The organism is Methanobacterium spitsbergense, from assembly GCF_019931065.1.
GTDB classification, from domain to species: domain Archaea; phylum Methanobacteriota; class Methanobacteria; order Methanobacteriales; family Methanobacteriaceae; genus Methanobacterium_B; species Methanobacterium_B spitsbergense.
The window spans coordinates 170,521-197,501 of the sequence record NZ_JAIOUQ010000009.1; the positions used below are offsets into that span (position 1 = coordinate 170,521).

The 26,981-nt window shown below is 33.2% G+C and carries 30 protein-coding genes; 24 read left to right on the forward strand and 6 right to left on the reverse strand.

The window, feature by feature from the left end; translation table 11 throughout:
• Nucleotides 1–579: 579 nt before the first annotated feature.
• The gene (locus K8N75_RS08780; RefSeq protein WP_223791693.1) at nucleotides 580–951 is read left to right on the forward strand and encodes a hypothetical protein; all 372 of its coding nucleotides are present in this window, start codon (nucleotides 580–582) and stop codon (nucleotides 949–951) included.
• Nucleotides 952–1,130: 179 nt separating this feature from the next.
• Here the strand turns inward: K8N75_RS08780 and K8N75_RS08785 are convergent, their stop codons facing one another.
• A complete protein-coding gene (locus K8N75_RS08785; protein ID WP_338038039.1) occupies nucleotides 1,131–2,474 on the reverse strand; it encodes an RNA-binding domain-containing protein in 1,344 nt (447 codons plus the stop codon).
• Between the two features lie 359 nt (nucleotides 2,475–2,833).
• On the opposite strand from K8N75_RS08785, the gene K8N75_RS08790 reads away from it, so the two are divergent.
• The 10 genes from K8N75_RS08790 to mtnA all read left to right on the forward strand — a co-directional run bounded on the left by K8N75_RS08790 (nucleotide 2,834) and on the right by mtnA (nucleotide 11,411).
• On the forward strand, nucleotides 2,834–3,958 hold the full coding sequence (locus K8N75_RS08790) for a DUF2117 family protein (protein ID WP_420830723.1): 1,125 nt from the start codon (nucleotides 2,834–2,836) through the stop codon (nucleotides 3,956–3,958).
• A 28-nt stretch (nucleotides 3,959–3,986) separates the two neighbouring features.
• Nucleotides 3,987–4,973, forward strand: coding sequence for a methanogenesis marker 2 protein (locus tag K8N75_RS08795; protein ID WP_223791695.1), 987 nt, complete (start codon nucleotides 3,987–3,989; stop codon nucleotides 4,971–4,973).
• Between the two features lie 25 nt (nucleotides 4,974–4,998).
• Complete coding sequence (gene mmp3 / locus K8N75_RS08800) at nucleotides 4,999–6,537, forward strand: methyl-coenzyme M reductase-associated protein Mmp3 (protein ID WP_223791696.1); 1,539 nt, start codon at nucleotides 4,999–5,001, stop codon at nucleotides 6,535–6,537.
• Nucleotides 6,515–6,940: a methanogenesis marker 6 protein gene (locus tag K8N75_RS08805; RefSeq protein ID WP_223791697.1), complete on the forward strand. Its 426-nt coding sequence runs from the start codon at nucleotides 6,515–6,517 to the stop codon at nucleotides 6,938–6,940. Before mmp3 ends, K8N75_RS08805 begins: the two co-directional genes overlap by 23 nt.
• Nucleotides 6,937–7,320, forward strand: coding sequence for a DUF2111 domain-containing protein (locus K8N75_RS08810; protein WP_223791698.1), 384 nt, complete (start codon nucleotides 6,937–6,939; stop codon nucleotides 7,318–7,320). The genes K8N75_RS08805 and K8N75_RS08810 overlap by 4 nt, the downstream gene beginning before the upstream one ends.
• Nucleotides 7,317–7,772, forward strand: coding sequence for a methanogenesis marker 5 protein (locus K8N75_RS08815; RefSeq protein ID WP_223791699.1), 456 nt, complete (start codon nucleotides 7,317–7,319; stop codon nucleotides 7,770–7,772). The genes K8N75_RS08810 and K8N75_RS08815 overlap by 4 nt, the downstream gene beginning before the upstream one ends.
• Nucleotides 7,765–8,997 (forward strand): methanogenesis marker 15 protein, encoded by a 1,233-nt coding sequence (locus K8N75_RS08820; RefSeq protein WP_223791700.1) that lies wholly within the window; start codon nucleotides 7,765–7,767, stop codon nucleotides 8,995–8,997. The genes K8N75_RS08815 and K8N75_RS08820 overlap by 8 nt, the downstream gene beginning before the upstream one ends.
• Complete coding sequence (locus tag K8N75_RS08825) at nucleotides 8,994–9,551, forward strand: methanogenesis marker 17 protein (RefSeq protein ID WP_223791701.1); 558 nt, start codon at nucleotides 8,994–8,996, stop codon at nucleotides 9,549–9,551. The genes K8N75_RS08820 and K8N75_RS08825 overlap by 4 nt, the downstream gene beginning before the upstream one ends.
• Nucleotides 9,544–10,395 carry a radical SAM protein gene (locus K8N75_RS08830; RefSeq protein WP_223791702.1) on the forward strand — a complete coding sequence of 284 codons (852 nt, stop codon included), beginning with the start codon at nucleotides 9,544–9,546 and terminating at the stop codon, nucleotides 10,393–10,395. The genes K8N75_RS08825 and K8N75_RS08830 overlap by 8 nt, the downstream gene beginning before the upstream one ends.
• Before the next feature lie 86 nt (nucleotides 10,396–10,481).
• A complete protein-coding gene (gene mtnA, locus K8N75_RS08835) occupies nucleotides 10,482–11,411 on the forward strand; it encodes an S-methyl-5-thioribose-1-phosphate isomerase (protein ID WP_048191132.1) in 930 nt (309 codons plus the stop codon).
• Between the two features lie 12 nt (nucleotides 11,412–11,423).
• Here mtnA and K8N75_RS08840 read toward each other — a convergent pair whose 3' ends face one another.
• Entirely contained in the window at nucleotides 11,424–12,446 is a 1,023-nt protein-coding gene (locus K8N75_RS08840; RefSeq protein ID WP_223791703.1) for a class I SAM-dependent methyltransferase, read from the reverse strand.
• Nucleotides 12,447–12,559: 113 nt separating this feature from the next.
• On the opposite strand from K8N75_RS08840, the gene dph5 reads away from it, so the two are divergent.
• Entirely contained in the window at nucleotides 12,560–13,351 is a 792-nt protein-coding gene (gene dph5, locus K8N75_RS08845; protein ID WP_223791704.1) for a diphthine synthase, read from the forward strand.
• A gap of 39 nt (nucleotides 13,352–13,390) precedes the next feature.
• Nucleotides 13,391–14,314, forward strand: a complete 924-nt coding sequence (locus K8N75_RS08850) for a DNA adenine methylase (protein ID WP_223791705.1) — start codon at nucleotides 13,391–13,393, stop codon at nucleotides 14,312–14,314.
• Nucleotides 14,315–14,349: 35 nt separating this feature from the next.
• Here K8N75_RS08850 and K8N75_RS08855 read toward each other — a convergent pair whose 3' ends face one another.
• Entirely contained in the window at nucleotides 14,350–14,619 is a 270-nt protein-coding gene (locus K8N75_RS08855) for a hypothetical protein (protein WP_223791706.1), read from the reverse strand.
• Between the two features lie 232 nt (nucleotides 14,620–14,851).
• Here K8N75_RS08855 and K8N75_RS08860 point away from each other — a divergent pair, with 232 nt between their 5' ends.
• The 3 genes from K8N75_RS08860 to K8N75_RS08870 are packed head-to-tail and all read left to right on the forward strand — an operon-like array spanning nucleotide 14,852 to nucleotide 17,676.
• The gene (locus K8N75_RS08860) at nucleotides 14,852–15,793 is read left to right on the forward strand and encodes an ABC transporter ATP-binding protein (RefSeq protein WP_223791855.1); all 942 of its coding nucleotides are present in this window, start codon (nucleotides 14,852–14,854) and stop codon (nucleotides 15,791–15,793) included.
• A 1-nt stretch (nucleotide 15,794) separates the two neighbouring features.
• The gene (locus K8N75_RS08865; protein ID WP_223791707.1) at nucleotides 15,795–17,066 is read left to right on the forward strand and encodes an ABC transporter permease; all 1,272 of its coding nucleotides are present in this window, start codon (nucleotides 15,795–15,797) and stop codon (nucleotides 17,064–17,066) included.
• A 31-nt stretch (nucleotides 17,067–17,097) separates the two neighbouring features.
• On the forward strand, nucleotides 17,098–17,676 hold the full coding sequence (locus tag K8N75_RS08870) for a class I SAM-dependent methyltransferase (RefSeq protein ID WP_223791708.1): 579 nt from the start codon (nucleotides 17,098–17,100) through the stop codon (nucleotides 17,674–17,676).
• A gap of 99 nt (nucleotides 17,677–17,775) precedes the next feature.
• Here K8N75_RS08870 and K8N75_RS08875 read toward each other — a convergent pair whose 3' ends face one another.
• A complete protein-coding gene (locus tag K8N75_RS08875; protein WP_223791709.1) occupies nucleotides 17,776–18,492 on the reverse strand; it encodes an archaeosine tRNA-ribosyltransferase in 717 nt (238 codons plus the stop codon).
• A 263-nt stretch (nucleotides 18,493–18,755) separates the two neighbouring features.
• Between K8N75_RS08875 and hdrC the strand changes: the two genes are divergently transcribed.
• From hdrC to K8N75_RS08910, 7 genes are all read left to right on the forward strand, one after another.
• On the forward strand, nucleotides 18,756–19,628 hold the full coding sequence (hdrC, locus tag K8N75_RS08880; protein WP_223791710.1) for a CoB--CoM heterodisulfide reductase subunit C: 873 nt from the start codon (nucleotides 18,756–18,758) through the stop codon (nucleotides 19,626–19,628).
• A 12-nt stretch (nucleotides 19,629–19,640) separates the two neighbouring features.
• The gene (gene hdrB, locus K8N75_RS08885) at nucleotides 19,641–20,537 is read left to right on the forward strand and encodes a CoB--CoM heterodisulfide reductase subunit B (RefSeq protein WP_223791711.1); all 897 of its coding nucleotides are present in this window, start codon (nucleotides 19,641–19,643) and stop codon (nucleotides 20,535–20,537) included.
• 169 nt (nucleotides 20,538–20,706) lie between these two features.
• A complete protein-coding gene (locus K8N75_RS08890) occupies nucleotides 20,707–20,973 on the forward strand; it encodes a DUF749 domain-containing protein (protein WP_223791712.1) in 267 nt (88 codons plus the stop codon).
• Nucleotides 20,970–21,512 carry a DUF2096 domain-containing protein gene (locus tag K8N75_RS08895; RefSeq protein ID WP_223791713.1) on the forward strand — a complete coding sequence of 181 codons (543 nt, stop codon included), beginning with the start codon at nucleotides 20,970–20,972 and terminating at the stop codon, nucleotides 21,510–21,512. Before K8N75_RS08890 ends, K8N75_RS08895 begins: the two co-directional genes overlap by 4 nt.
• Nucleotides 21,513–21,632: 120 nt before the next feature.
• A complete protein-coding gene (locus K8N75_RS08900) occupies nucleotides 21,633–22,304 on the forward strand; it encodes a metallophosphoesterase family protein (RefSeq protein WP_223791714.1) in 672 nt (223 codons plus the stop codon).
• A 192-nt stretch (nucleotides 22,305–22,496) separates the two neighbouring features.
• Nucleotides 22,497–23,408 carry a 2-phosphoglycerate kinase gene (locus tag K8N75_RS08905; RefSeq protein WP_223791856.1) on the forward strand — a complete coding sequence of 304 codons (912 nt, stop codon included), beginning with the start codon at nucleotides 22,497–22,499 and terminating at the stop codon, nucleotides 23,406–23,408.
• Entirely contained in the window at nucleotides 23,386–23,784 is a 399-nt protein-coding gene (locus K8N75_RS08910; protein WP_223791715.1) for a CBS domain-containing protein, read from the forward strand. The genes K8N75_RS08905 and K8N75_RS08910 overlap by 23 nt, the downstream gene beginning before the upstream one ends.
• An 81-nt stretch (nucleotides 23,785–23,865) precedes the next feature.
• Here K8N75_RS08910 and K8N75_RS08915 read toward each other — a convergent pair whose 3' ends face one another.
• Together K8N75_RS08915 and K8N75_RS08920 are read right to left on the reverse strand one after the other, a co-directional pair.
• Nucleotides 23,866–24,279: a hypothetical protein gene (locus K8N75_RS08915; RefSeq protein ID WP_223791716.1), complete on the reverse strand. Its 414-nt coding sequence runs from the start codon at nucleotides 24,277–24,279 to the stop codon at nucleotides 23,866–23,868.
• A gap of 32 nt (nucleotides 24,280–24,311) precedes the next feature.
• The gene (locus K8N75_RS08920; protein WP_223791717.1) at nucleotides 24,312–25,529 is read right to left on the reverse strand and encodes an FprA family A-type flavoprotein; all 1,218 of its coding nucleotides are present in this window, start codon (nucleotides 25,527–25,529) and stop codon (nucleotides 24,312–24,314) included.
• A 572-nt stretch (nucleotides 25,530–26,101) separates the two neighbouring features.
• Here K8N75_RS08920 and K8N75_RS08925 point away from each other — a divergent pair.
• Nucleotides 26,102–26,923 (forward strand): glycosyltransferase family 2 protein, encoded by an 822-nt coding sequence (locus K8N75_RS08925; protein WP_223791718.1) that lies wholly within the window; start codon nucleotides 26,102–26,104, stop codon nucleotides 26,921–26,923.
• Nucleotides 26,924–26,981 lie beyond the last annotated feature (58 nt).

The window sequence follows — 26,981 nt, forward strand, 5'->3', positions numbered from 1 at the left end:
ATAACAATCTGATGTAGATAAATCTTATCAGATAAGAACTGCAATACATACGAAAACTAAGTATCAAGAGAGGAATGTAAAAAATGCAGATTATAAAAGGACTGCATTAAAATAAAACTACTCTAACTTAAAAGTATTCGATTTAACATACCAAGATGATTAGTTATTGATTTTAGGAAACTAAAATATAATGTGCGCCCGGTCCAGAACCTTCTAAAGCTATAAGTCCTTTATCAACTAACTCTTTTAAGTCGCTTAATGCTGTAGATCTACTGATACCTGGATTGATACTCCTATAATCATTCTTTGTTATTTGAATAAAAATCCATTGCTTTTCGTTGCCTTAGATTTAATTCATTTAATATTTCGTCTGTTATTTTGTATTTTTTAAGTGTTTACAACAAAATCTCCGGATTTAATCTCAAAAAGAAATCTTAAATGAATATAAAACATATTTAATTCTATAATATTCAAATTATTAGATGTGTAGGAAATTTAACAATGTTGATGATTACAGATAGGTCGAATATTTAGTAAGTTTGAGCCCAAATTTGTCATGTTGTATTAAGAGATTAGCTAATGGCCATGCATTCCAGTGATGATATAGAAATTAGTTGTTTGGCAATGGCAGCCATATCTATGAGTACAAATGCTATTGAAGCTTTCCTTTTAGAATATAGTCGATTCACAAAACCTTCTACTTATACAAATAGCTTTAGGAAGGGTAATATTTCTAGAAAATACAGAAAGTTAATGAAATCTGAATTAAAAGTAGATTTTCCTGAAGTTAATGAACTCATCAGACATAGACATGACATAGTCCACCATGAACCTCATAGTCAGAGAGTTCTAACACTTGGAAATGTAACTACAAGTGATGATGCTATTGAAGCTGCAGAGACTACTGAAAGGTTTTTTAGCGATATTATTAGCTGCCCAAAGCTAAAATAAATGGTAATTGGACATTTATTAATTCTAATTGATTTAAAAGTCAAAAATTAAATAGTATCAAACCTATAATTATTCTGTATTATATATTTTATAATTAGTATGTCGAAATTAGTAATAAACTTATCATATTTGATAATAAATACCAATCATTTTTGAGAGTGGTTGCGCAGTGGTTGTATTTAATAAACCAAAATATAATATGAGGAGGATCCGGATCCTTCTAAACTAATAAGTTTTTTGTCAACCATTTTTCTTAAGTCATTCAATGCTGTACGTCGACTAATTTCAGGGTTTATGGTTCTATATTCTTTGTTCGTTATGCTACCTTTTTCGAGTAAATAATCTATAGCTTTTTTTTGTCTTCTGTTTAATTCTTTTAATATTTCGTCTGTTATTTTGTATTTTTTAAGTGTTACGACAAAATCTCCGGATTTAATCTCAAAAAGAGGTTTTGGAAGTCCTGCGTCTAAACAACTTTGTATTATTCGTTCTATTCCTGTTCCCCAATGTTCTATGAATTTTATATCAAAAAATCGTTTTGCAATTAAAGGATTTCTAGGATGGGAATTGTGAGGTTTTTCTATTTCTTTAATTGTCAGATGATCTGGAAGTGGTCCACATCCCCAAATTCCTATTCGATCATTGAAAATCCTAACTTGAATATTGGAATTTAATTTATAGTCCCTGTGGCATATGCAATTAGTAATAGCTTCCCTAATAGCTTCAATTGGATATTCCCATTTATCAATCCTTTCAGTTCCAATTATAGTCGTTTCGAGTTTTATATGATCCTTCACAAAATCCGTGGCTTTATCTCTTTGATCAATAATATTTCCACTAAAAACTTTTCTATCCGCAAAATCAATGGGATTTGTACCTTTAAATCTAGCACATTGTACTTCGGCTTGTCTAAAAAATCTTTGAGGATCTTTACCAAAAAGTAAAATAGCAGCATTAGTAAGTTTATTATCTTTAATTAAATCTAATTTGTTTAAAACTTCTTTAATAGGTAATTCAGGATCTAAATCTCGATTTCTTTCGTTATTGCTTTCCTTTAAAAACCATTTGAGTTTTTCTATATCAATATCTTCTATTAGGGCATTTTCACAAATTTTTTCATCCCAATATACTCCACTATGACCATCTGGAACCATTCTTCTAATTTCTGATGAAGAAAGTCTTTGATTAGTTTTTCCAACTCTAATAAATGATTTATCCCTAAAAAATACGGGTTTTTCTTCATTTTCTTCGATTTTAATGATAATAATATTTTTACCCTTCTCTTGTACGACTTTAATTGTAGGAAATATCGAAGGATCAGTATTTCTCTGAATATTATTGGCTAAATTTTCCAAAGTATTCTTACCTAAACTTATCCCAACTGCTTGATTGTTATTATTTATTCCTACAAATATTGAACCTCCATTTTTATTAGAAAAAGCAGAAATAGCCGTATAAAGGGCATTAGACAATGATAAAGAGTTTTTAAACTCTATTTTTTCAGATTCTCCATTTTCAATGATTTTTTACAATTCAATCACAAATAAAACCTCTTAATAATAATTATAAATTATTATTTGATGCATTATTTATATTATTAACAATTTAAATATTCAAGATATAAGAACGTATTTCATCATACTTTCGTATGAAGAAGTAAACTAGGCAGACATAAAGATGGAACACAATCAGCCACATATTAATATAATGTGTAGCAGAATATCTGGAGAAACTATTTTATTTGTTTAATTATGATTCATCAAAACTTACATTTGAACTTCTAAATTAATTAATGCAAAAAATTAATACATCTATGAAACAAATAAAAACAAGATTTGTTATGAATAAAAAATTAATCAGTAAACAAAATGAACCAAAGATGATTAAAATAGGTGTTGTTGTTCATGGACCTCAAATAGTTGACACTGGTTTTGCCAAGAAGATATTGGGACTTCTAGAAAATTATGGCAATGTAACAGCTAGGCTAGGGGGTACAATGGGTCGAACAGCCGTTATTGATGCGGAAATGGAAAAAGTAATAGATATCAACCAAAAGCTGCTTCCAAGCCAGTCAATTGACAAAATTTCAGAAAATTCAGATGTAGTTATTTTAATTAATTATGGTAAATCCAATATTACTGGACATGCATTTGGATACAAGGTTTTTAGAAGGTGCAAAGGTGTTCCAGAACTTATTCAAATTGAAAGGCCCGGAGAACCCGATGGAACAGTAATACCGTGGAATGAAAATCAGATTGATCTAGCAGAAAAATTAGCTAGAAAATTAGATCTAAAAGTTTTGAGACCTTCAACTGTAATTAAAAAAATGGAAAATGATACATTATACAATACAATAGAAAATGAAACAACTGTTTACAGAAAAATTGCAGGTGTATCAAAGAATGAAAACATTTTCCTAAATGGCATAGTAGTTGGGAAGTCAACTTCTTCAGAAGTCATACTTGTAGCAGAAAGAGGGATATTAAAAAATATTATTGGCGGAGAAATTAAGGATCATGGTGTTGAAAAACTTGGAATCATAGATCTAAACAGTGCAGTGGTTAAAACAGGATTGTTAAGAAGATCTCGAATCCATCCAAGGATATTAGAAAGAAAGGAATACAATAAACATAATTCCAAATTGAATATATCCTATTTAAGCCATGCTGCTGAGGACATTTACCAATTAAAAGATTCTGATCTTGTTGTAACTGTTGGAGATGACACAACACTGGTTGCAGGAGATATACTTTATAGATTCAAAGTACCGATAATAGGGATAACTGATGGAGATCTGGACAAAGTTGTAGAAGAAGGATTTAAAACAGTTGGATCGATGATAGTGGAGCTTGAAAGTGGTTTGGATGATATAATAGGCAATAAGATATTTTTAGAACTATTTAATGGTAAACAGACCATGGAAATCGAAAATTTAGAAAATTTTAAAAGTAAAATAATACAGATTATTAGCAACACCACCAACAGATATAATTTAAAATACAACTAGAATTATTAACCTAAAATGAGGTGGAAATTTGGATTTAGACATTCTTATTAATTCTTTAAGAAATTATGATGGAATTACCCGGAAAAATTTTATAAGAGGAGCTACTCAGATACTTGATGAAACATACAATATTGGAGGTAGAACCGCTCTAGGATTTGGTGATGATGCTTCAGCATTAGATATTGGAAATGATACTTTATTACTCATGGCTGCTGATGGAATGTGGGGAAGGCTTATAGAGGGTGATCCACGTTGGGCAGGATACTGTTCTGTTTTAGTCAATGTCAATGACATTGCAGCGATGGGTGGTGTACCAATGGGAATGACCAATGTGATTTCAGTAAACAAAGAAGATATTTGCAATGAAATAATGTTGGGAATTAAAGAGGGTGTTGAAAAATTTGGAATTCCAATGGTAGGTGGACATATTCATCCAGACACACCATACACAGCTCTTGATGTTTCAATAACTGGAATAGTAGGTAAAGATGATGTAATTACCAGTTGTGGGGCAAAGATAGGTGACAGTGTTATTATTGGAATGGATCTAGATGGTCGACAGCATCCTAAATTTCCATTGAATTGGGATACTACATCACACAAGACACCCGAACTGGTCCAGTCACAGATCACAGTTATGAACAGTATTGCAAAAAAACATCTTTTAACAGCAGGTAAGGATATTAGTAATCCTGGAATACTTGGAACCCTTGGAATGCTTTTAGAAGCCTCTGGAGTTGGAGCAATAGTTGAACTCGAAAAAATCCCTAGAAACAAAAAAGTAAGCTGGGATGAATGGTTAAAAGTTTATCCGGGATCTGGGTTTGTGCTAACTTCAAAGGAAGAAAATGTTAAAGAATGCATTGAAATGTTACAGGAAGTTAACATCACCTCTCAAGTTGCAGGTATAATAACAGAAGATAAAAAGCTTAACTTGAGACATGATAATCAAGAAAAAGTTGTTTTTGATTTTAACCATGATATAATTATGGGTATTAAAGAAGAGAGATCTTAATTAAAATCCTAAAAGAGGAGATCTTATGCTTGTGAAGGTTAATGGGGAGGAAATCGAACTCCCAGATGGTTCTACAATAAAGGATGCGGTGAATGCTTCTGGCGCACCATATAAAGAGGGTTGTGTTTTAGGAGTAATCAAAGGCCAAGAAGAGATTGAAAGACATGTTAATAAGTATAGGTTTAAAACAACAAGGGGCAGCATAATAATCGAACTTTTAAAAGACTGTCCTGACATACTGCTTGATACATGGAAACATCATTACAGTGAATTAGAAAAGCTAAGGATACGATGGACAACTTCTAACGAAGTAGCAATAGGACCAATCACAACTAATCTCACACCATCAAGGGAAGAATACGAGTATCAGAATTGGGATGTAATATTAAGTCTTTCAGGATTTACAGCTGAAGCAACACATATAATATTCAGTAAGGAAAAACACAAAGGAGTTTACGGTGCTCCTAAAGAGAATAGAGGTGTTTTTGCAAGGGTTGTAGGTGGAAAAAGAACAATAATGAAACTTACAGATGAAGATTATATTAAAAGTGTTACACCAGTTGTTGAAAGAAAAAGTATTGTTCAAAGCGCTGCAATAACTAAACTTGAAACTAAAATTACTCATGGAAATGAAATATTTACCTATGTTCTGATTGAGCCAACAAAAAAATCTCCAAGTTCAGTTGAACACTTCTTTGCACTTTCAGAAAAGGGTGAACTCCATGTGGATTATGAATCTGATTCATTTATTGGATTTTATGGATTACAAGGACTTGGTAAGGATGCAGAATATATAGATCAAAGAAAAAGAGGAACCGTTACCTTAAGAAATAAAGGAAAAGGTATAGGTCGTATATATGCGTACAGAGAAGATAGGGTTTCAACACCAAACCATACGATTGTGGGTAAGATAACCAAGGGAATACAGCTCATAGATATTGCAAATAAAGATGATAAAATAACTATTAAAACGGTTCCAGAGAGGGTTACGACTCTTTCTATGACTCAAAAGGAAGCAAAAGAATTTTTAGACTCTCGGGGCATTGAACAGATAAGGGAAGGATCAGATGATGATGATGCAGTGATTGTTGAACAGCAACCACAATTTACAATGGAAATAATAGAGAAAAATCAGGTTAAAACAGTAGGTGTTCCTGAAGATAAGATAGTATATATTGATATTACCGATAAAGCACCTAAATCATCATGGTACTTCCAGAAAATCACAGGACTTCTAGATTCACCTGTTGGTTCATTGGATGTAATGTTTGCTTTTCCAGGAATGAAAGTAATGATGTTCAAGGGTAATCCAATGGAATCCAAAGGACTTATACCAGAAAACCCACCTAAAGGCTGTGTAAAAGCTGGGGAGATAGGAATAACTAATATGTCAAGAAGACAAATAGGTGTTGTTGGAGTGAGATTTGAAGACAACGATGAATTTGGACCCACAGGAGAACCATTTTTAGGAACCAATATAATTGGAAAAATTGTTAAGGGAATAGAGAATCTTGAAAAATTCAAGGAAGGAGACACAGTTTATGTCGCAAGAAGAAAGCTCTAAAGTTACCCGTATGATTATTTTAGGACCTGCTGCAAATATAAGTCAAACAGAACTTGTAAGAAAGCTTCATATGATGGAAATTCCACTCACAATTAAATCAACATGTTATGGTGCAATTATTAATGGTGATGAATCTAATGTTAACAAGGCTGTTGAGGAAATTCGGAAACTTGACTATTGTAATATATTCACCAAAGACAGAGGATTTCCACCGGGAGATCCAAGAAGATGCAGGGCAAAAAGGGGCGGTGCAAGGGAAGGATTTCACCAGCTTGAAAAGGAGTTTGAACTACTGGGCTATGTAAGTGAAGCCCTTGAACATCCTAAAAAAGTTAGTCTTAAAAAACCAGGGAAGATATCGGTTGATACATTTAAAAAAATTGCGGAGGAGAGTGAAAAATGAACCTTACAAAATCATCAACTGGGGATGAAATTACACCCCTGGCACTTGCAATACACGAACTCGTGAACAGACTTCCCATAACCATGCGAACAAAAAACACAAGAGGAGTTAGAATCGAAGAGGGTAAAGTAATTGACAATGATTATTCAGGCCCAATTCTTGAAAAAGTACTTGAAAATGGAAAAATATCCAGTGAAACTCCGAATCATGGTCCTTACAAAGGCGTACCAGTTCTAGTGGTTCCTTTATTAGAAAATGATGAAGTAATAGCTTCAATAGGTGTTGTAGATACAACAAAAGGAATTTACAGTGATATAATGCAAATAACTAAACGACCAGAACAGTTTGATAAAGATAACTCGAGGGGGGAATTTTATTGAAAATAGCAATTTTCCCACCCAACTCACTTATACTTGCAGATCTCATTGAAAGAAGGGGCCATGAACCTCTTGTTTTGCAAAAAGAGATCAGAAAGAGGGTTACTGATGTTGAGATAGATTCACCACCATTAAATATTACAGCAGAAGAACCTATTAAAGGGCTTAAATATGCTGCAATTGAAGTACCTTCAGGTGTTAGAGGAAGAATGGCAATATTTGGTCCTTTAATAGATGCTGCTGAAGCAGCAATAATAATGGAAGATGCACCTTTTGGTTTTGGATGTATTGGGTGTGCTAGAACCAATGAACTTTCAATGTTCTGCCTCAGAAAACGTGGAATACCTCTTTTAGAACTACATTATCCAACAACCAAAGAAGAAACAATGGAAGTTGTCAACAAGATCAATACATTCTTAGACCAGTTAGAGAAGTCGGAGGAATCAAATGGTTAAAATAGCTCAAATATCATGCGGAACAGATTACAGTGGTATTCAAAAAGAGATAGAAAAGGCCGCAGAAACATTTGGGGCCCAAATAATCATACCTGAAGCAGATCTGGACTACATAGATGAAGCTTATAAAAAGTTTGGATTTAATGCAGCAAGTACTGGTATAAGACTGATGATAGCTAGAGCCACATCCATAGTCGAAGGAAAAACAGATGCAGATGCAGTTTTTATAGCTACTTGTTTTAGATGTGCAGAAGGTGCACTTGTAAGGAATGAGATAAGGAGATTCATACAAAAGAACACCAATCTACCCGTTGTAACATATTCATTTACAGAACGAACCAAGGCAGATGAACTATTCATAAGAATGGAAGCACTTTCAACTATAGTTGCTAGAAAAAGCCTACTTGCAAGAGAAAAGCAGGAAGGCCTTACATTAGGTATAGATTCAGGTTCTTCAACAACAAAAGTAGTTCTTATGGAGGATAACAAGGTAATAGGTACTGGTTGGTTACCCACAGCAGATGTTATAGAAACAGCTAACATTGGAATGGAACAGGCTTTCAAGGAAACAGATTACAAACTTGAGGATGTTGATGGTGTGGGTGTTACAGGATATGGAAGACTGAGAATAGGACACCATATGAATGCTCAACTTATCCAAGAAGAGCTCAGCGTTAACTCAAAAGGTGCAGTTTACCTTGCAAACAGGCAGAAAGGTGAAGCAACAGTTCTTGATATTGGAGGAATGGATAACAAGGTCATAACAGTAAATGATGGAATACCTGACAACTTCACAATGGGAGGAATATGTGCAGGTGCATCTGGAAGATTCCTTGAAATGACCGCCAGAAGATTAGGCATAGATATAAGCGAACTTGGCCCATTAGCACTAAAAGGAAACTACAAAAATGCAGCATTAAACAGTTACTGTATAGTATTTGGAATTCAAGACCTTGTAACATCATTGGCAGCAGGAGGATCCAAGGAAGATGTAGCAGCCGCAGCTTGTTATTCGGTTGCAGAACAGGTTTACGAACAACAACTTCAAGAGATTGATCTAAGGGAACCTCTTATCCAAGTTGGAGGTACATCACTTATAGGCGGTCTTGTTGAAGCGGTAAGCACAGTATTAGGTGGAATTGAAGTCATAGTACCCGAAAACTCGCAGTACATAGGAGCTGTTGGTTCAGCACTTTTAGTATCCGGATTAGGAGTTAAGAAATGAAGGTAGAATGCTACGATGAAAATGGGGCAGAAGTCTATGACATGATAATTAGACATATATTACAAGAAGTTCAAGTGTCTAGATCAATAGGTGATCTTCGGGTTTACGTTGATCCCAGAGAACCCATTTTTATAATTGTTGTTAAATTAGAAAAGGCTTCTCAACCAATTGTTATTGATGATTTTGCAGAATATAAATTCAACAAAGAAGGAAATGAAATGTTTATAAAGATCAATGATGAAACATACCTGCCTGACTTATTAGAAAAACTTTGGAAAACTGAAGGAAGAAACAAAATACACCAGCCTAATCGTTTTGAAGTTATCATAGACGATCCTCAAACAGAATTAAAAGGAATGGTTGTACGTGACCCGCAGGATGACCTTAGAAATAAAGTTTACGATGCTATATTTAGAATTATTCCTGAGGGTTTCAGGGTTATAGATCATAAATCCGTAGGAAATATTATTGCTTTAACATGTACAGATGAAATTATGAAGGATGAATGGCTTAGAAAAACCGACGAAATCATTGAGGAGGTTAAAAATGAATGAATCAAAATTTGCCCATATAACCAAGGTGCATCCATGTTTCAACGAGAAAATGCACGACAAAGTAGGGAGAATACATGTTCCTATCGCACCAAAATGTAATATTCACTGTGACTTCTGTACGAGGGAGATAAATAAATGTGAACAACGTCCAGGTGTTGCATCTCGTGTAATGACAGTGGATCAGGCAGTGGAACATGTCAAAAAAGTGACTTCAGAAATGAACATAGCAGTTGTGGGAGTTGCTGGACCAGGAGATGCTCTTTTTAACAATGAAACATTTGAATTTTTTAAACGTATGGATGAAGAATTTCCAGATCTCATCAAATGTATGAGTACCAATGGACTTTTACTTCCAGAAAAGGCAGATGAAATAGCAGATCTTCATATAAATACTGTTACTGTTACTGTTAATGCAATTGACCCTAAGATTGGTAGCAAAATATATTCGAATGTATTTTACAACGGTGAACTTTATACTGGAGAAGAGGCTTTCAATATATTATCCAAAAACCAGCTTGAAGGTATAAAAATGCTAGCTGAAAGGGGAGTTGTTGTAAAGGTTAATGCAGTATTAATTCCTGGTGTTAACGATAAACATATACTAGATATCGCAAAGAAGGTTAAAGAACAGGGAGCTTCACTAATGAATGTTATACCTTTAATTCCTATGCACAAATTCAAAGACACTCCAAAACCCGGTTGTGCAGAATTAAGTGAGGTAAGAGATGCTGTTGAAGAGATAATACCTGTTTTCAGGGCTTGCACGCAATGTAGGGCAGATGCTTATGGTGTTCCAGGAAAAGAAGACAAACATCTTGACATGACACCTTCGAGCCATTACTAAAAAAATTATGAATGAAATTTAATTCCAATTTTTTTTTATTTTTTTAATTAACAACTTTTGTATTATATAATGGAACGTGTTATCAAATGAAAACAATGTACTGGAAGGATAATAAACTATTTTTAATAGATCAGACCCTCTTGCCCGATGAAATTGTTTATCACGAATGTAAAACTTATGAAGATGTTATAACTGCAATAAAAACTATGAAGGTTCGTGGTGCTCCTGCAATTGGAGTTGCAGCAGCATTTGGGATGGTACTTGCAGAAATTGCTGGAGAAAATATAGAAAAAGCTGCAGATAAAATTAAAAACGCAAGACCTACAGCCGTAAATCTCTCTTGGGCAGTTGATCGGGTTTTAAATTCTGAATCATTCATTGATGAAGCAATGCTTATGTATAATGAGGATATCCAGACCAACAAGGCTATTGGCAAAAATGGGGCAGCAGTGATAGATGATGGAGACACGATATTAACCCATTGTAATGCTGGTGCACTTGCTTGTGTTGATTATGGAACTGCTCTTGGAGTTTTACGTGCTGCAAATGAGGAAGGAAAGAGAATTAAGGTTATCTGTGATGAAACACGCCCTCTTTGCCAAGGAGCTCGATTGAGTGTATTTGAAATGCAACAAGAAAAAATCCCTGTGAAATTGGCTGTGGACAGCGCTGCAGGACATTTAATGCAAAAAGGTATGGTTAATAAAGTTGTTATTGGTGCAGATAGGGTAGCCAAGGGAGGAGTAGCAAATAAAATAGGCTCGTTACTGGTTGCACTTGCTGCAAAAAGATTTAATATTCCCTTCTATGTTGCAGCGCCTAAAAGTACATTTGACAGTGAAAACTCTATTTACGATGTTGAAATAGAAGAAAGAGATGCTGATGAAGTGTTATACTTTGGTAAATGTAGAGTGGCACCTGAAGGAACAGAAATTGAAAATCCTGCCTTTGATATAGTACCATCAGATCTTATTACAGGTATAATAACTGAAGACGGAATTATCAAACCTATTTAACAAAATATTTAGTTAATATATCCTGGCATCGATACCCATATGCCAAACACCAGGACTTTTTGATTTAACCTTCCTTGAATTTAGAATTTCTACCTTACGTGGGTAGGCAGTCTCAATTATCCTTTCAATTGGTTGCTGATAATCAGATGCAAATTCATAGTAGTGAAGAATTCCTCCGGGTTTAAGAGATTTAATTGCTGTATCAAGAAAATTCCAAGCAGTTCCGGGTAAGTTCATGATAATTCGATCTGCTTTTAAATTTAAACCATTTAATACTTCTTCAACATCGCCTAGAATTGGAATAATGTTTCCTTCCAATTTATTTAAATTAATATTCTTTTTTAGATATTTGTATGCATAGGGATTAATATCAATAGCGTAAATTTTCACTTTATGTTTTCTTGCAATTGAAATTGAAAATGGACCTATACCTGTAAACATATCAACTATTATTTCATTATTTTTGACATGGTCTGTGATTCTTTTTCGTTCAGTAGCAAGACGCGGACTGAAATATACCTTTTTAACATCAAGCAGGAATCTGGAGCCAAATTCTTTATGCACGGTTTCTGACACATCTTCGCCAGATAGATATTCAAGTTCCCTTGTTCTTACAATTCCTTTTATTTCACTGATTTTCCGGTATACCGAGTTGCGTTTGGTGAATTTTAGGGCGGCTTCTCCAATTATATATTTGTGGTCGTCAAAGTCTTCTGGAATTTCAAGTATTACAATATTGCCAATTATGTCAAAGGATTTTTTTATGTCTTCAATTTTACCGTTGTCTACTTTATTTTTTAAATAATCTTTAAGGCTTTTAGGTCCTTTTTTATGGATTTCAAAATTAGTATCAACAATTTCAACATTATCAACTTTTATTTCTTCCATTAACTCATTATCAGGCATTTTAATTAATGGAATGTAAACAAAGTCATCAACACGCTTTATTTTCATGTCAAGATTTATAAGTGATTGTTTCAATAGAAATCTACGAATTCTATCTGCATTGTTTTTTAGAACTTTTAAACCGATCATTAGATTCCTCATACATTTTTACATCAGTAATTTAATATTAATACCAATGATTATAAATTTTATCAATAATTCAAATAGAATATTAAATATAAAAAGGATTGAAGGTGAACCCAATGTTTTATTTTATTGGTCTAGGACTTTACGATGAAAAGGATATATCAGTCAAGGGCGTAGAAGCACTTAAAAAGGTTGAAGCAGTTTACGCAGAATTTTACACAGCAAAACTATTTGGGGGAAGTATCAGCTCACTTGAGGAAATTATTGGGAATGAAATAAAAATATTAACCCGAGAAGAAGTTGAAGAGGAGAATCTCCCTTTGAAAGAGGCAAAAATAAAAGATGTTGCATTTTTAAGTGCAGGAGATCCTTTAATTGCAACAACTCACTCTGAAATGTTAATAGAAGCGAAAAAAGCAGGAATAAAAACTACAGTTATTCATTCTTCTTCAATTCTTTCTGCTGCACCAGGAATAGCTGGTCTTCAGGCATATAAATTTGGTAAAGTAACAACAATACCATTTACAGAAGAGAACTACTTTCCCCATTCACCCTATCTCGCAATTAAAGCCAATATGGATTCAAAATTACATACACTAGTTCTTTTAGATATAATGGCTCATGAAAATAGGTATATGACGGCAAACCAGGGAATGGAATATTTGTTGCTAGCAGAAACAGATAAAAAACTAAAAATTGCAACAGAAGAAACTGTGGTTGTTGTAGTTGCACGTGCAGGGTCAGGTAATCCTTTAGTACGTGCTGATAGAATTAAAAACCTTATTAACTCTGATTTTGGCGGTCCATTACACTGTCTGATGATTCCAGGTGACCTTCATTTTATGGAAGCTGAAGCTCTTGTTGAACTTGCAGATGCACCTAAAGAACTTTTTGAAGATTTAATTTAGTATTTAAATATAAATTTATAATATTATTTGGAGAATTGAATGAATAAAAATATCTCTAGTGCAAAACCATTCTTAAAATGGGCAGGTGGGAAGAATCAACTCCTAAACGAACTTAATAATAGATTACCTCCGTATTTAAAGGATACAAGGACCATAGAAAGATATGTGGAACCATTCGTTGGTGGAGGTGCAATGTTCTTTAACCTTAAAAAACATTACAAAGTCAAGGAATCTATTCTTTTAGACATTAACAGAGAACTTGTAATGGCTTATCAAGTAATGAAAAATGATCATAAAATATTGATAGATATATTGAATGATATTGAAGAAAACCATTTAAAAAAAGATGAAATTGCACGTAAAGAGAATTATTACCGAATCAGGGATATTTATAACTCAGAAGTAGAGGATTTTGATTATGAAAATTACAATTATCCATGGATTGAAAGAACCAGCTACTTTATATTTATGAATAAAACTTGTTTCAATGGGTTATTCCGCCAAAATAAGAATGGAAAATTCAATGTGCCATTTGGACTATATAAAAATCCAAAAATATGTGATAAAACCAATATAAATTTGGTTCACCAAGCTCTCAGTGATACCGAAATAATATGCTCTGATTTTATAAATTCTGATAAATACATTGTGGAAGATGCATTTGTTTACCTTGATCCTCCATATAGGCCCCTAAGCAAAACATCCAATTTTACATCGTATTCTAAAGAAGGATTTACAGATTTTGATCAGTTAAAGCTCGCTACATTTTTTAAAAAAATGGATCAGAAGGGTGCATATTTAATGTTAAGTAATTCTGACCCAAAAAATGAAGATTTAACAGATAAATTTTTCGATAATTTATACAGCGAATTTAATATTGATATTGTTTATGCAAAAAGAAATATTAATCGAGATTCCTCTGGTAGGGGAACTATCAATGAGTTAATTGTAAGGAATTTTTAATACTTTTATACTCATAAATGGTTCCGTTTATGTTGTTAAACCTTGTCTAAAAGTTGTGTTCCACTTTCAATTTTTGTTCCGGTAGTTGTTGGGGAAGTGTTAATAACTTCTTTATCTAAATATTCACATTTTTCAACATTTTGTAAAGGTATTAACACGTATTTTTGTCCTCCTTCCTTTTTTCCATAACTTATTTGGATTAAACCTCTTAATTCATCTATTTCCATACTTTCAACTCCAAATTCTCCCCTTTTGAAGTTATGCACATCACCGCTGGCCATACCGACTTCGATTTTTTCTATCATATTAAATCACCCTTGGATTAATCATATTATTTAATATATTTTTCATGTTGCAAATATCTTCAGTTTTAGAATTACATGTTTTTTTTTAGAAATCTTTTTATATGAATAGATACCAAGATTAAAATGTTACCGGAGGTAACAGAAATTACCTATGGTAACTAAATAATACTATTTAAAATAGTTAAACCAAGTTTAACATTAATTAATATTCATTAATTGAGGAGTGGATTGAATTATGGATTATATGATAGAAGCTCAAGATCTAACAAAAAAATATGAGGGCTTAACAGCTGTTGATAATCTTAGTATAGGTATAAAAAAGGGAGAAGTTTTTGGATTTTTAGGACCCAATGGTGCAGGTAAGACAACTTCCATTAAGATGATGGTGGGGCTTTTACGTCCAACAAGTGGTAAGGTAATTGTTAATGGAAAAGATATTAAAAACATTGAAAAGGGAACCATTGGTATGTGTCCTCAGGAACTTATGCTATGGGAAAATTTAACCTGTAAAGAAAGTCTTAATCTTATGGCAGACATGTATGAAGTCCCGAAAAATATAAGGGATCCAAGGGTTCAGAAACTTTTGGATGATCTATTCCTTTCTGAAAAAGCAGATACTGTGGTTTCTAAACTTTCAGGGGGTATGAAAAGACGTCTTAACCTTGCACTTGCAGTTATCCATGAACCTGAGATAGTTGTACTAGATGAACCATCAGAGGGTCTAGATCCACAATCACGTCGTGTTTTATGGAATTACATACGTGCAATGAGAGATGTGGAAGGAAAAACTGTTATTTTAACAACACATATAATGGATGAAGCTGACCAGCTTAGTGATAGGATAGCAATCATAGACCATGGAAAGTTGATTCGCCTTGATACTCCTGCAAACCTAAAAAAAGAAATAGGTGAGGGAGATGTTGTTGATATGAAATTATCAGATCCATTAAAAAATCAGGATTTAATACAAGAACTTACTCCTCAAGAAGATATTATTTCTGTAGTGGAAGTAAAGGGAAGGATCAACATCAGAGCATTGAATGCAATTGGAAAGCTACCGAAAATGATGCAAAGAGTTGAAAAGTTGGGTGTTGTTGTTGAAGATATATCAGTACGACAGAACACACTTGAAGATGTCTTCATAGAACTTACAGGAACAGGATTGAGGGAATAAAATGAAATTTACAAGTATTGCTGTTAAAGACTTTAAAGAACTTATTAGAGATAGACGGGGACTATTTTTTATCTTATTATTCCCAATATTCTTTATGATGATATTTGGATTTGCATTTGGGGGTATGGGACAAAATACTACTCCAATAAACATAGCAATTGTAAACAATGATCAGGGAACAATCAATTCAACGGGAGGAAACATCAGCTACAGTAACAATCTTATAACAGAACTCCAGGATACTAATTATGAAAGCAGTGATGTTAAGTTATTTAACATAACAACTACCACAGATAAAAATGCAAAAGATCTTCTAAAGCAGCGAACTGTAGACGCTGAAGTAATAATTCCAGATGGATTTTCTAATTCAGTTCAAGGTCTTATTAATAACACAGTTCTGTCAAGCACAGGACAAACATCTGTGATTAACACAGCTTCCACCAATATCACTTCAACAGTTATAATAACCGGTGACCCGGGATTCATGGGATTTGGAGTAGCACAGGGAGTACTTGCAGGAGTATTCGGAAAGTATCAGCAAAATGTGGTAACTAACATCACAAACCAGATTGCTGGAACTCCTGGAGCTGAACCTACCAAGTTTATAGACACAAAGGTAGAATCCATACCTGGAACATCAACGTTCACTCAATTTGATTACCTTGCACCGGGTATGATAGTATTCGCAATTCTCCTTCTTGCAACAACAATTGCAGCAATTTTAACAAGAGAAGTTGAAAGCGGAACATTGGAAAGATTAAAAATGTCTAAAATGAGTTCATTTGACCTTCTGTTCGGCGGATTAATACCCTGGTCACTTATTGCAGGTGCACAGGTAGTTATCCTTCTTATAGTGGCTATAATTTTAGGACTCCACTGGCAAGGAAGTTTTAATTCGATTATTCTTGCAATATTTATAGGAATTATAGGTGGTATAGCCTCAATTGCATTAGCAATGATCATAGCATCATTTGCTAAAAACGATAGACAGGCTGCAAATCTAGGAACTTTAATAGTAGTGCCTACGAGTTTTCTTACAGGGGCATTTTTCCAGCTTCCTCAAGAATTTGTTACAGTATTGGGCCATACATTCCAAATATACGATATATTGCCTTGGACTCACACATTAAATGCTCTGAGATCAGTATTAGTATTTGGATCAGGATTAAATGAAGTTGCTTATCAAATTGAAATCAGTGCAGTTTTAGCGGTGATCCTTTTTTTAATTGGAGTACTTTTATTTTCAAAGACTCGATTAAAGGCAGAAAGTTAAAAACTATGAATTTTAGGGGGGGGAACAAAAAATGACTGAGAAACATGGACATCAACATCATGGGAAATCATCTAGGGACATACTGAGTGCTGATGTAATTTTAAAAGCAGCAGATATCAAAAAAGGAGATAAATTCCTTGATGCAGGATGTGGTGATGGTTATGTATCAATTGAAGCATCTGATAATGTGGGAAGTGATGGTAAAGTTTTTGCTGTTGATGTTTATCCCGATTCAATTGATATTGTAAAAAATGAAATTAAAAAAAGGAACTTAAAAAACATTGAAGCAATAATAGAAGATATTACCAAAAAGTTACCATTGAATGAAAATTCAATAGACCTTGCTTTGATGTCCAATGTACTACATGGCTTTGTAGATGGTGGCGAAGTAGACCAAGTAATGTCCAATATTGTAAATGTTTTAAAACCTGGAGGTATTTTTGCGGTGGTAGAATTCCGTAAAATTGAAAGTAGTAGAGGACCTCCATTCCATGTAAGAATATCTCCGGAAGAAGTAGGTAACATACTCAAAAAATACGAATTTGAAGTTGTTGACTCACAGGAGATAGGAGAATATCATTATATGGTTAAGGGTGTATTGAAGAAGTGATTTAAGAAATTGGATATCTAATTTTTGGATATCACTTTTTTTTATTTATTTTAATAATTGGATAAAAAAATTATTTTGGAAATTATATCTTTAAGGGGTTTAGTAAAGCTGTGTGTATTTATCAAGGAAATCTGAATGGTCTCTGTCGAGTAGCCTTAAAGCAGTCATTGCTTCTGGTGAGGAGCAGCTCCTTTCTTCAACTAAATTTCTTAGGGTACCATTTTTGATATGTTCCTGTACTTCCTTGATTGAGAATTCCATTGTTTTTGTATTATAATCTATAAGTTCATCTTGGTTCATGTCAAATATCTTATATTTTTCAAGGTCATATTTCATTGAAGGAGTTAACATTGTATTTAAACTAGCATAAAACATTCCTGAAGTATTATCAAAGAGATCAACCCCCACATACGCCAGAAATGGTATGAAAGATGGTTCTGCTAGCGGAAAATAAATCATTGTATTTGGATTAATGTTCTCACGTATCATAACCAATATCTCTACAAGATCTCTGGATCTTTTCATTAATTCTTCGGGATTTGCAATCATTAAAACAGTATTGCCAAGATCTTCCAATTCTTTGGCACAGTGAACCCTCAAATCAGGATATTTTGAGCCATGTACAACACCCACACCAGTTTCATCGCTTAATCTAGCATTTTCCACAGTACAATTTACAGACCATGATGCAAGTTTTTTTGGAACATTATATGGCATTGGTTCATCTTTTAATATTTTCAATGATTTTTCTACATCAATTATTGCTGGTGTTTCTATTCCAGAGTATTTACCAAGTCTAGCTGGTCCATCGTGCATTTTTATTTCCATCATATTGATCACAGGTAAAATTTACATCGTAATTATAAATTACAGTTTAATAAGGAAATTATCATCTAACTAATAGTAGATTGTTTAATGTAATGTTATTTTCTGTTTTTAAAAACAAGAATGTAACCTAAAAGGTTACAGTTGATGATTTTTACACAATCTTATATATGCTTAAATTAAACCTACGATATGAAAATCACAAGTTTTCACATAGGGCCGAATACGATCATTTGATCAGGGCGTGAAACAGAATGAAAACATTAAAACGCTTAAAAAATATATTAAGTGGAGAAGAGAATAAAGAAGAAGAGAAAACAGAGACTCCTGAAGGAGAAACAGTAACTGAAGCAAAAACTTCAACAGATAAAAAAGAAGAAACAACAAAAGATAACGATAAAACAATTAAATCAGAAGCTAAAGATATTGCAGAAAATGTGAAATCCAAGGCAAAGGGTGTAAAATCCAAAGCCAAAGATGTTGCAAAAAATGTAAACTCTAAAGTTTCAAAAACTGAAAAAAAAGATTTAAAACCTGAAAAATCCAAAACAGATAGGAGTGGTAAGATGACTTTACTCGAAGGAAGAGAAGAAGAAGTGATAACCCGTAAAAATATTGATGAAGATTTCAAACAGGAAATTATGGATGCTGGTGCTGAATCAGTAGCTTTATGTTTCCAGTGTGGTACATGTACCGGTGCATGTCCTTCTGGAAGGAGAACACCTTACAGGATTAGGAATGTTGTAAGAAAGTCTGTTATGGGACTTAAAGAAGAAGTAATATCCGATGATACCATTTGGATGTGTGCAACATGTTACGAATGCCAGGAAAGATGTCCAAGAGGAATTAAAATTGTGGACGTTGTTAAAACAGTGAGGAACTTCGCTGCACAGGCAGGATACATGGCACCTGCACACAAAATGACTGGTTCATTTGTTATAAAAACAGGACACGGAGTCCCTATTAACGATGCCACAATGGCACTTAGAAAAAGCGTTGGACTCGATGAATTACCACCAACAACCCACCAGTTCCCTGAAGCACTTGAAGAAGTTCAGAAAATATTTAAAGCCACAGGATTCGACAATCTTATTGGCTGGAATTGGGAAAAAGGGGAGCTAGAATAAGGAGGAATCACAATGGCATTTGCATATTTCTTAGGATGTATAATGAACAACAGATACCCTGGAATTGAAAAAGCAACTAGGGTAATGTTTGACAAACTAGATATTGAGCTCAACGATATGGAAGGAGCATCCTGCTGCCCTGCACCAGGTGTTTTCGGATCATTCGATAAAACAACATGGGCTGCAATAGCTGCAAGAAACATAACCATAGCAGAAGACATGAACTCAGATATCATGACAGAATGTAATGGATGTTTCGGTTCACTCTTTGAAACCAACCATCTCCTCAAGGAAGACGAAGAGATGAAAGGTAAAATAAACGGAGTTTTAGCTGAAGCTGGAAGGGAATTCAAGGGAGAAGTAAGTGTTAGACACTTCGCAGAAATTCTCTACAACGATGTTGGACTTGATAAACTTAATGAAGCTGTTACAACACCATTAAATCTAAACGTAGCAGTTCACTATGGTTGCCATTTCCTTAAACCAAGTGCAGAAATTAACATTGACAACCCACATAAACCAACAATCCTTGACGAACTCGTTGAGGTAACAGGTGCAAAATCAGTTGACTACAAAGACAAAATGATGTGCTGCGGTGCAGGTGGAGGTCTAAGATCACGTGATATAGATGTCACCCTAGACTACACCAAGGAAAAACTCGACAACATGACAGATGCAGGAGTAGATGCAATTGTAAATGTGTGCCCATTCTGCCATCTACAATTCGATGTAGGTCAAACAGAAGTTAACAAGAAGTACGGAACAGACTACAAAATTCCAGTGTTCCACCTTGCTCAGCTCTACGGGCTTGCAATGGGATTAAAACGAGAAGATCTAACTGTCGATGCTCATATAACAAGCACAGACCCAGCTATTAAAAAACTCGATGAGATCACTGGAGGAGAATAAATTACTATTCTCCTTTAAATTATTTTTTTATTTTTAATAAATTATTTTTGTATCGATTTTTTTATAATTGGGATATCATAGTAAAAAATATTAAATTCAAAAACCAAAGATTAATCTGTTTTTAAAGGTTTAGAATTAATATTGAATTAAAAAAATGAGAGGTGTTTTTTTGTTCGTTGCAAGTTTAGTTGGAGTATTCCGTTTTAAAGATCTACCAGAAAAATACGGGCCATTTGTACAGCATAAAGCTTTACTTGAGAAAAAAACCATTGATGATGAAGATCAAATAGCTATAGTGAATATAGCAGGTACAGAAAGTAATCATGTACTCTTCTTAGATTCATATAAGAATGTTAAGGAAATAATGGAAGAATTAAAGTTGGTTGATGCTGAATTAAATTACAACAGCAAAAAAATATTGGAAGGACATTTATGAGCGATTTACCTGTTGAACAGACATGGATGGTTTTGGTTGAACTTTTAAGCGACCTTCGAAAAAGGAATGTGGAAATAGATCCTGATATTCCCAAAGACATAAGACTGGCTAAAACCACCATCAACTTCTATAAGGTTAATCCTGCTGATCCAGAGAGGTTAAATGAAGTTAAAAGGATAAATGACTTTTTAAATACGGCTCAAAGCAAGTTATTGGATTTAGCTGAAGAAGAAGGTAAAGAATATGTTGATCAGTGGATAAAAAAACTCACAAAAGCCTCTCGGGGGGAAAAAATCTATGATCTACCCGATAAAAAGTCTGAATTTGTTGTTGGTGCACCGCCAGGATTTTCCATGGTAAGAGTTACCTTCAAGATACCATTGGATGAGGAAAGGATCCAGGATATAGCAGAATACCATAATGTGATTATAGAATTCTTAACAGACACAATAATTGCAATATATGGCGATAAACAAAACATTCAGGATAGTTTAAAGGAAATATCATCGTTTTTCACAGAGCAGATAGAAAATGATTGATAATTCAATTTCAATTTCAATTTAATATTTAATTATTTTTATAAATAAAAAACAATTACAATACTTGAATTAAAAAATATATAAATAGAAATTTATACCCTTTTTTGGAGGATGTCATCAATGAAAATCCTTGCAGTAAGCGATATTCATGGTAAATATATTAAGATCATTGATTACCTCAAGAAAAATACTGTTGACCTTATTATACTAACTGGGGATATTACAGATTTTGGCCCAAATGAACTAGCTGAAGAAATACTTAATGAAATAAGTTCTTTTAATATTCCAGTGTTAGCAATTCCAGGAAACTGTGATCCAATAAATCTTTATGGGAGTATAGATAACTCTAAAGCCGTTAATATTCATGGTAAAAGTGTTACTATCAAAAATATAGGAATATGTGGTTTTGGAGGTTCTAATCCAACACCTTTTAACACTCCATTAGAATTTGATGAAATTGAAATCTATGATAATGCCCGAAGGGTAATGGAAGAAATAAAAAATCATGAAGTAACTCTATTTGTTACACACGCACCCCCATTGGGAACAAAAACAGATCTACTTCCATCAGGAAAACATGTAGGAAGTGAGAGTCTAAGGAAAATTATTGAAGAATTTCAACCTTCAATAAATATTTGTGGTCATATCCACGAGTCTATAGCGATTGATAAAATAGGAAAGACTACTATTATTAATCCCGGTATGCTTAAAGAAGGGCATGCATGCATAATTAATATAGATGATTCTGATGAGGATAATATAAAGGCAATTCCAGAAATTATTAGTATTTAATAACAAATTTTTTTATTGAAATAAACTAATTAAGAATATAAATAACTATAATATCAATTGGCATATGTTTTAATTTGTATTTTAAATAATAGAAAATAATTTAAGCTATGCATACATAAATTTATTGAGTTAAAATAGATTAGATGTTCTATTTTTGCCCCTTTAAGTTGAGGTGAGAAATTGAAAAAGGTAATGGTAGAAGGTGAAGTAGGTGGAAAAAAATATAGGGAACCCTTTTCAAAGGGAGTTCTTTCCAGGTCATTAACTAGGGCAGAGATGGATCCTGATAAAGCTTACACCTTCGCATCCCAGATTGAAGCTCATCTAATGGACGAAGGAGTGAAGGTCATAAATCTGGATGATCTGATCATGATTGTCCATGAAAAACTAAGAGAAGAAGAGGGCGAGATTGCAGAGAAATATGGACTTTGGAAGAGGATCAGAAAATGTGATGAACCTCTTATTGTACTGATTGGAGGTGCATCTGGTGTTGGAACTTCTTCTATTGCATTTGAAGTGGCCAACAGGCTGGGCATAAGAAATATGATCAGTACTGATATGATCCGTGAGGTAATGCGTAAAATCGTTTCTAAAGAGCTTCTTCCAACTATATACGAGTCTAGTTATACAGCTTACCGTTCACTAAGAATACCTCCACCACCAGAATTTGATGAAGTTTTGATTGGATTCCGTGACCATGTTGATACAGTGAGTATTGGAGTTGAAGCTGTTATAGAAAGGGCTCTAAAGGAAGGTATTAGCATAGTTATTGAAGGAGTACATATTGTTCCAGGGTTTATTAGTGAAGATCTTGTTAGTAAACACAATGTAAACATGTTTGTACTGACTCTTCAGGATGAAGAGGTTCATAAAGGAAGATTTTATTCTAGATGCCGACAGCAGTGGGCTAGAAGGCCTCTTAAACGTTATATGGACTCTTTTGGAGCTATACGGCGAACACATAAATATTTTGAAAGCCAGGCAAATAAGCATCATATTCCCGTTATTGAGAACATCGATGTTACAACTACTATAGACTCCATAATAGAGACCATTACTAAGACATATGGAAGTGAAGAAGATGTTAGAAAAATTAAAAGTTAAAGACGTAATGAGCACTAAAGTTATTAGTGTTCCCCCAAGTGAAGATGTTGTATTTGCCTTTGAAAAGTTAATGAAACATAAAATTAGTTCTCTCCCTGTTATTAATGGAGATGAACTTGTTGGTATTGTAACAGCTACTGATCTTGGACACAACCTAATATTAGATAAATATGAAATTGGTACAGTTGTTGAAAAGGTTATGGTAAAAGATGTTGTATGTGTGAATCCAGATGATGATCTTTTAACAACTGTAAGAAAGATGAATGAATTTGGATCAGAAGGGGATATTATAAACCAACTAATTGTTATCGACAACAATCATAATATTGTTGGAATAATATCCGATGGTGATATTATAAGGGCAATTAAAATTTAAAAAAATTAATTCCTTTAAATCCAATTATTTCAAAGAAAATAAAAATAGTTGGATGATTCACATCCAAGGTAAAGTATTTTATTATTCGTTAGGTGTAACACGAGGTTTAAACGATTCGCAGACACTGGGGTATTTTTTATTTAGTTCTTGATCGAGTTTTTCAATGATTTCATCTTCAATTTCTAAGTTGTTTTCAGTGTTTACAGATAAAATATTCCCTTCAATTTCTGTGGTTATATATTCATTTCCCATCGCTATTTCAAATTTTACAGGTTTATTTTCATCCATTGATTCTAGAATATCATCAATAATTGCATTTGTTAATTTAAGGAGTTTAGGATCTTCTGGAGTATAGGTGTCTTTATCTGTTACTATTTTCTTTAATAAAAATGGCGCACATCCTTCTGTTCTCGCAGTTTTTCTATTAGTCCAAAACAATATTGTCATAAGTTTTTTTCTGGAGTCCAATGCACTGTCAAATTCTAAATTTTTCATTTTTATACCTCCTATAATCCAAGGCAAATTATTTATTGTTTAATTTCTGAACCTAATTTAACACCCAATTCATAACACTTCTCTAATTCTTCCTCTGTTGGCACATATTTAACCTTAATCTGTTCAAATATTTCAAATCCACATTTTTCAAGTTCTTCTGCAAGTATCTTTGGTGCTTCCCCACTCCAACCCATAGATCCAAATGTTATTGCTTTTCGTTTGATACCTGTTTTAGCGAAGTTTAAACCTCTTAAATAAAAGATTAGATCCCCCATACTTGGGAACACTTGGTTGAACATGGTTGGTGCACCAAATGAAACTGCTTTACTTTCCAATATATCCGTTACAATGCTGCTACGTTCATCTGTATGTAGGAAGTGCATTGCAACATCAACATCCTGACTAATAATCCCTTCTGCTAATGCCTGTGCCATTAATTGTGTTGAACCATGCATTGTATCGTAAACAATTGTTACCTTATCCTCACATTTTCCTGTGGCCCATCCGGTATATGCATTTATTATCTTCATTGGGTCTGTCCAGATCTGGCCATGTGATGGTGCAATCATGTTTATTTTATTCAACAATTCTAAGCTCGTGACTTGTTTGAATTTATTTAGTATAAGTCCAGACAATGGTGTTAGTAAGTTGGCATAAAACTTGGCTGCAGCATCCATTAGCACATTTTCCGAAATATCAGTGTCATAACGATCATTGAAGCAGAGGTGCTGACCAAATGCATCATTTGAAAATAGTATTCCATCCTCTAAAAGAAGACTAAACATACTGTCAGGCCAGTGAAGCATCTGTGCCTCAAGGAATACAAATTGTTTACCTCCCAGATCCAAGCTTTCCCCTGTTTTAACTACCCTGAAATCCACACTTTCAAGGGAGGGATAATGAATCTTCAACCCGGTAACAGCCGCTGCAGTACAATAAACAGGTGCTTCAGGGAATTTCTTGTGTATTTCTGTTAACGCACCGCTGTGATCCATCTCAATATGATTTTGTATTATGAAATCCAGTTTGAATTCCCTATTTTCCTTTTCAAAAGCATCATTAATTCTGCCCCATAACTGAGCTGAACTTCCGGGATATGTATTATCAATAAGTGCTACTTTATCCCCAAAAACTAGATACGCATTGTAAGTAGTTCCATTAAGCGTATAACCATGATAATCTCGTAGATCCCAGTCTAAAACTCCAACCCAGTAAACACCATCTGTTATTTTTATTGCATCTGCTTTCATAATTTTTTTCCTCCAAAATAGAAGACTAACTCTATTATTATTTAAGATTTGATTCTATATATTTTTTTGGAAAAAAATTCTTTGAATTTGTAATGAAGGATTTATATCATTTAAATTCAATAAAAAAGATTGAATATTAATAATTAACTATCTTTTGGCTAATTTATTTAAAGTTATGAAATTATTTATAAACTCAATTTTTTAAGAATTAAACTAGATAATTACATTTATTATTAAGTATAACTATGCAGATATTCCAATACCTGAAATTGTAAATATCCCCGTTTATGCAATATGTTTTACAATCATCAGATAATTTTACTTACAATAATGATATATTCTACTTTATACAAAATTAACCGATTTTGAAGGGCCTCAAGCCCATTTTTACTTTATTAATAATTTCATAAGCATTTTAATATATGTAATTCTCAAAATTTTAAAGAAAAATAGGAATTAGTAGTGAAAACAATTAATTAGATTAATTAAATAGATATTTAAATACAACTCATAACATTTATAGACCAATTTCTCATATTTTTGAATAACCCAAAAACAAATAGAGGTAACTCATGGAAAAATATGATTTAACAGTAGCATATAGAATATATCCCGAAATATCCCGTTCACCCGCAGTTTTTAGCAGTGATAAGTACAAATTATCTGAATTTTGTTTAAAATCCTTCAAAGAATCTTTAGGAGATCTTAATGTAAAAATGATTGTATTATTAGATGGTTGTCCACCAACATATGAAGAACTCTTTCTAAAATATTTTGATGTTGAAAACATTGATTTTATTAGATTAGATGGCATTGGAAACCTTCAAACTTTTGGGCTCCAGATAGAAATACTTTTAAACCAAAATTATTCAGAAATGGTTTATTTTGCTGAAGACGATTATTTCTACTTTCCAAATCAGTTTACAGAGATGGTTGAATTTCTAAAAGAAAATTCTGATGTTGATTTTGTCACACCATATGATCATTTGGATTATTACACTCAAAATATACATAAAAATAAAAAATCTATAAAAGTTTCGAAAAATAGACAATGGAAAACTGTAAGTTCTACTTGTTTAACATTTCTCACAACCAAAAATACCCTTAAAGAAACTGAGAAAATTTTTTCAACATACCAAAAAGGTAATTCTGATTTTGTTTTATGGTTAAGTTTAACAAAATCCAGTTTGAAACCTATAATTTTAATAAAATCCATAAAAATTTTTACTCTAGAAATTTTTTACAAAATACTTTTATTTACAAGAAATCAAACCTTGCTAGGTAAAAGTTGGAAGTTATGGGCTCCAACACCAACAATTGCTACTCATTTGGAAAAAAACTTTCTCTCTCCTGATATTGATTGGGAGGAAATATGGGGAATAACTATTGAATGAATTATTTTTTGATTAATAATTTCTCATTGGAATAAAGTTAATTTCAAATTTAATAACT

Bases quoted from the DNA above. Each gene is read 5' to 3' on its own strand.
- K8N75_RS08780 (WP_223791693.1), top strand. From the start codon at position 580: ATGGCCATGCATTCCAGTGATGATATAGAAATTAGTTGTTTGGCAATG.
- mmp3 (WP_223791696.1), top strand. From the start codon at position 4,999: ATGCTTGTGAAGGTTAATGGGGAGGAAATCGAACTCCCAGATGGTTCT.
- K8N75_RS08805 (WP_223791697.1), top strand. From the start codon at position 6,515: ATGTCGCAAGAAGAAAGCTCTAAAGTTACCCGTATGATTATTTTAGGA.
- K8N75_RS08810 (WP_223791698.1), top strand. From the start codon at position 6,937: ATGAACCTTACAAAATCATCAACTGGGGATGAAATTACACCCCTGGCA.
- K8N75_RS08820 (WP_223791700.1), top strand. From the start codon at position 7,765: ATGGTTAAAATAGCTCAAATATCATGCGGAACAGATTACAGTGGTATT.
- K8N75_RS08825 (WP_223791701.1), top strand. From the start codon at position 8,994: ATGAAGGTAGAATGCTACGATGAAAATGGGGCAGAAGTCTATGACATG.
- K8N75_RS08830 (WP_223791702.1), top strand. From the start codon at position 9,544: ATGAATGAATCAAAATTTGCCCATATAACCAAGGTGCATCCATGTTTC.
- mtnA (WP_048191132.1), top strand. From the start codon at position 10,482: ATGAAAACAATGTACTGGAAGGATAATAAACTATTTTTAATAGATCAG.
- K8N75_RS08840 (WP_223791703.1), bottom strand. From the start codon at position 12,446: ATGATCGGTTTAAAAGTTCTAAAAAACAATGCAGATAGAATTCGTAGA.
- dph5 (WP_223791704.1), top strand. From the start codon at position 12,560: ATGTTTTATTTTATTGGTCTAGGACTTTACGATGAAAAGGATATATCA.
- K8N75_RS08850 (WP_223791705.1), top strand. From the start codon at position 13,391: ATGAATAAAAATATCTCTAGTGCAAAACCATTCTTAAAATGGGCAGGT.
- K8N75_RS08855 (WP_223791706.1), bottom strand. From the start codon at position 14,619: ATGATAGAAAAAATCGAAGTCGGTATGGCCAGCGGTGATGTGCATAAC.
- K8N75_RS08865 (WP_223791707.1), top strand. From the start codon at position 15,795: ATGAAATTTACAAGTATTGCTGTTAAAGACTTTAAAGAACTTATTAGA.
- K8N75_RS08870 (WP_223791708.1), top strand. From the start codon at position 17,098: ATGACTGAGAAACATGGACATCAACATCATGGGAAATCATCTAGGGAC.
- K8N75_RS08875 (WP_223791709.1), bottom strand. From the start codon at position 18,492: ATGCACGATGGACCAGCTAGACTTGGTAAATACTCTGGAATAGAAACA.
- hdrC (WP_223791710.1), top strand. From the start codon at position 18,756: ATGAAAACATTAAAACGCTTAAAAAATATATTAAGTGGAGAAGAGAAT.
- hdrB (WP_223791711.1), top strand. From the start codon at position 19,641: ATGGCATTTGCATATTTCTTAGGATGTATAATGAACAACAGATACCCT.
- K8N75_RS08895 (WP_223791713.1), top strand. From the start codon at position 20,970: ATGAGCGATTTACCTGTTGAACAGACATGGATGGTTTTGGTTGAACTT.
- K8N75_RS08900 (WP_223791714.1), top strand. From the start codon at position 21,633: ATGAAAATCCTTGCAGTAAGCGATATTCATGGTAAATATATTAAGATC.
- K8N75_RS08905 (WP_223791856.1), top strand. From the start codon at position 22,497: ATGGTAGAAGGTGAAGTAGGTGGAAAAAAATATAGGGAACCCTTTTCA.
- K8N75_RS08910 (WP_223791715.1), top strand. From the start codon at position 23,386: ATGTTAGAAAAATTAAAAGTTAAAGACGTAATGAGCACTAAAGTTATT.
- K8N75_RS08915 (WP_223791716.1), bottom strand. From the start codon at position 24,279: ATGAAAAATTTAGAATTTGACAGTGCATTGGACTCCAGAAAAAAACTT.
- K8N75_RS08920 (WP_223791717.1), bottom strand. From the start codon at position 25,529: ATGAAAGCAGATGCAATAAAAATAACAGATGGTGTTTACTGGGTTGGA.
- K8N75_RS08925 (WP_223791718.1), top strand. From the start codon at position 26,102: ATGGAAAAATATGATTTAACAGTAGCATATAGAATATATCCCGAAATA.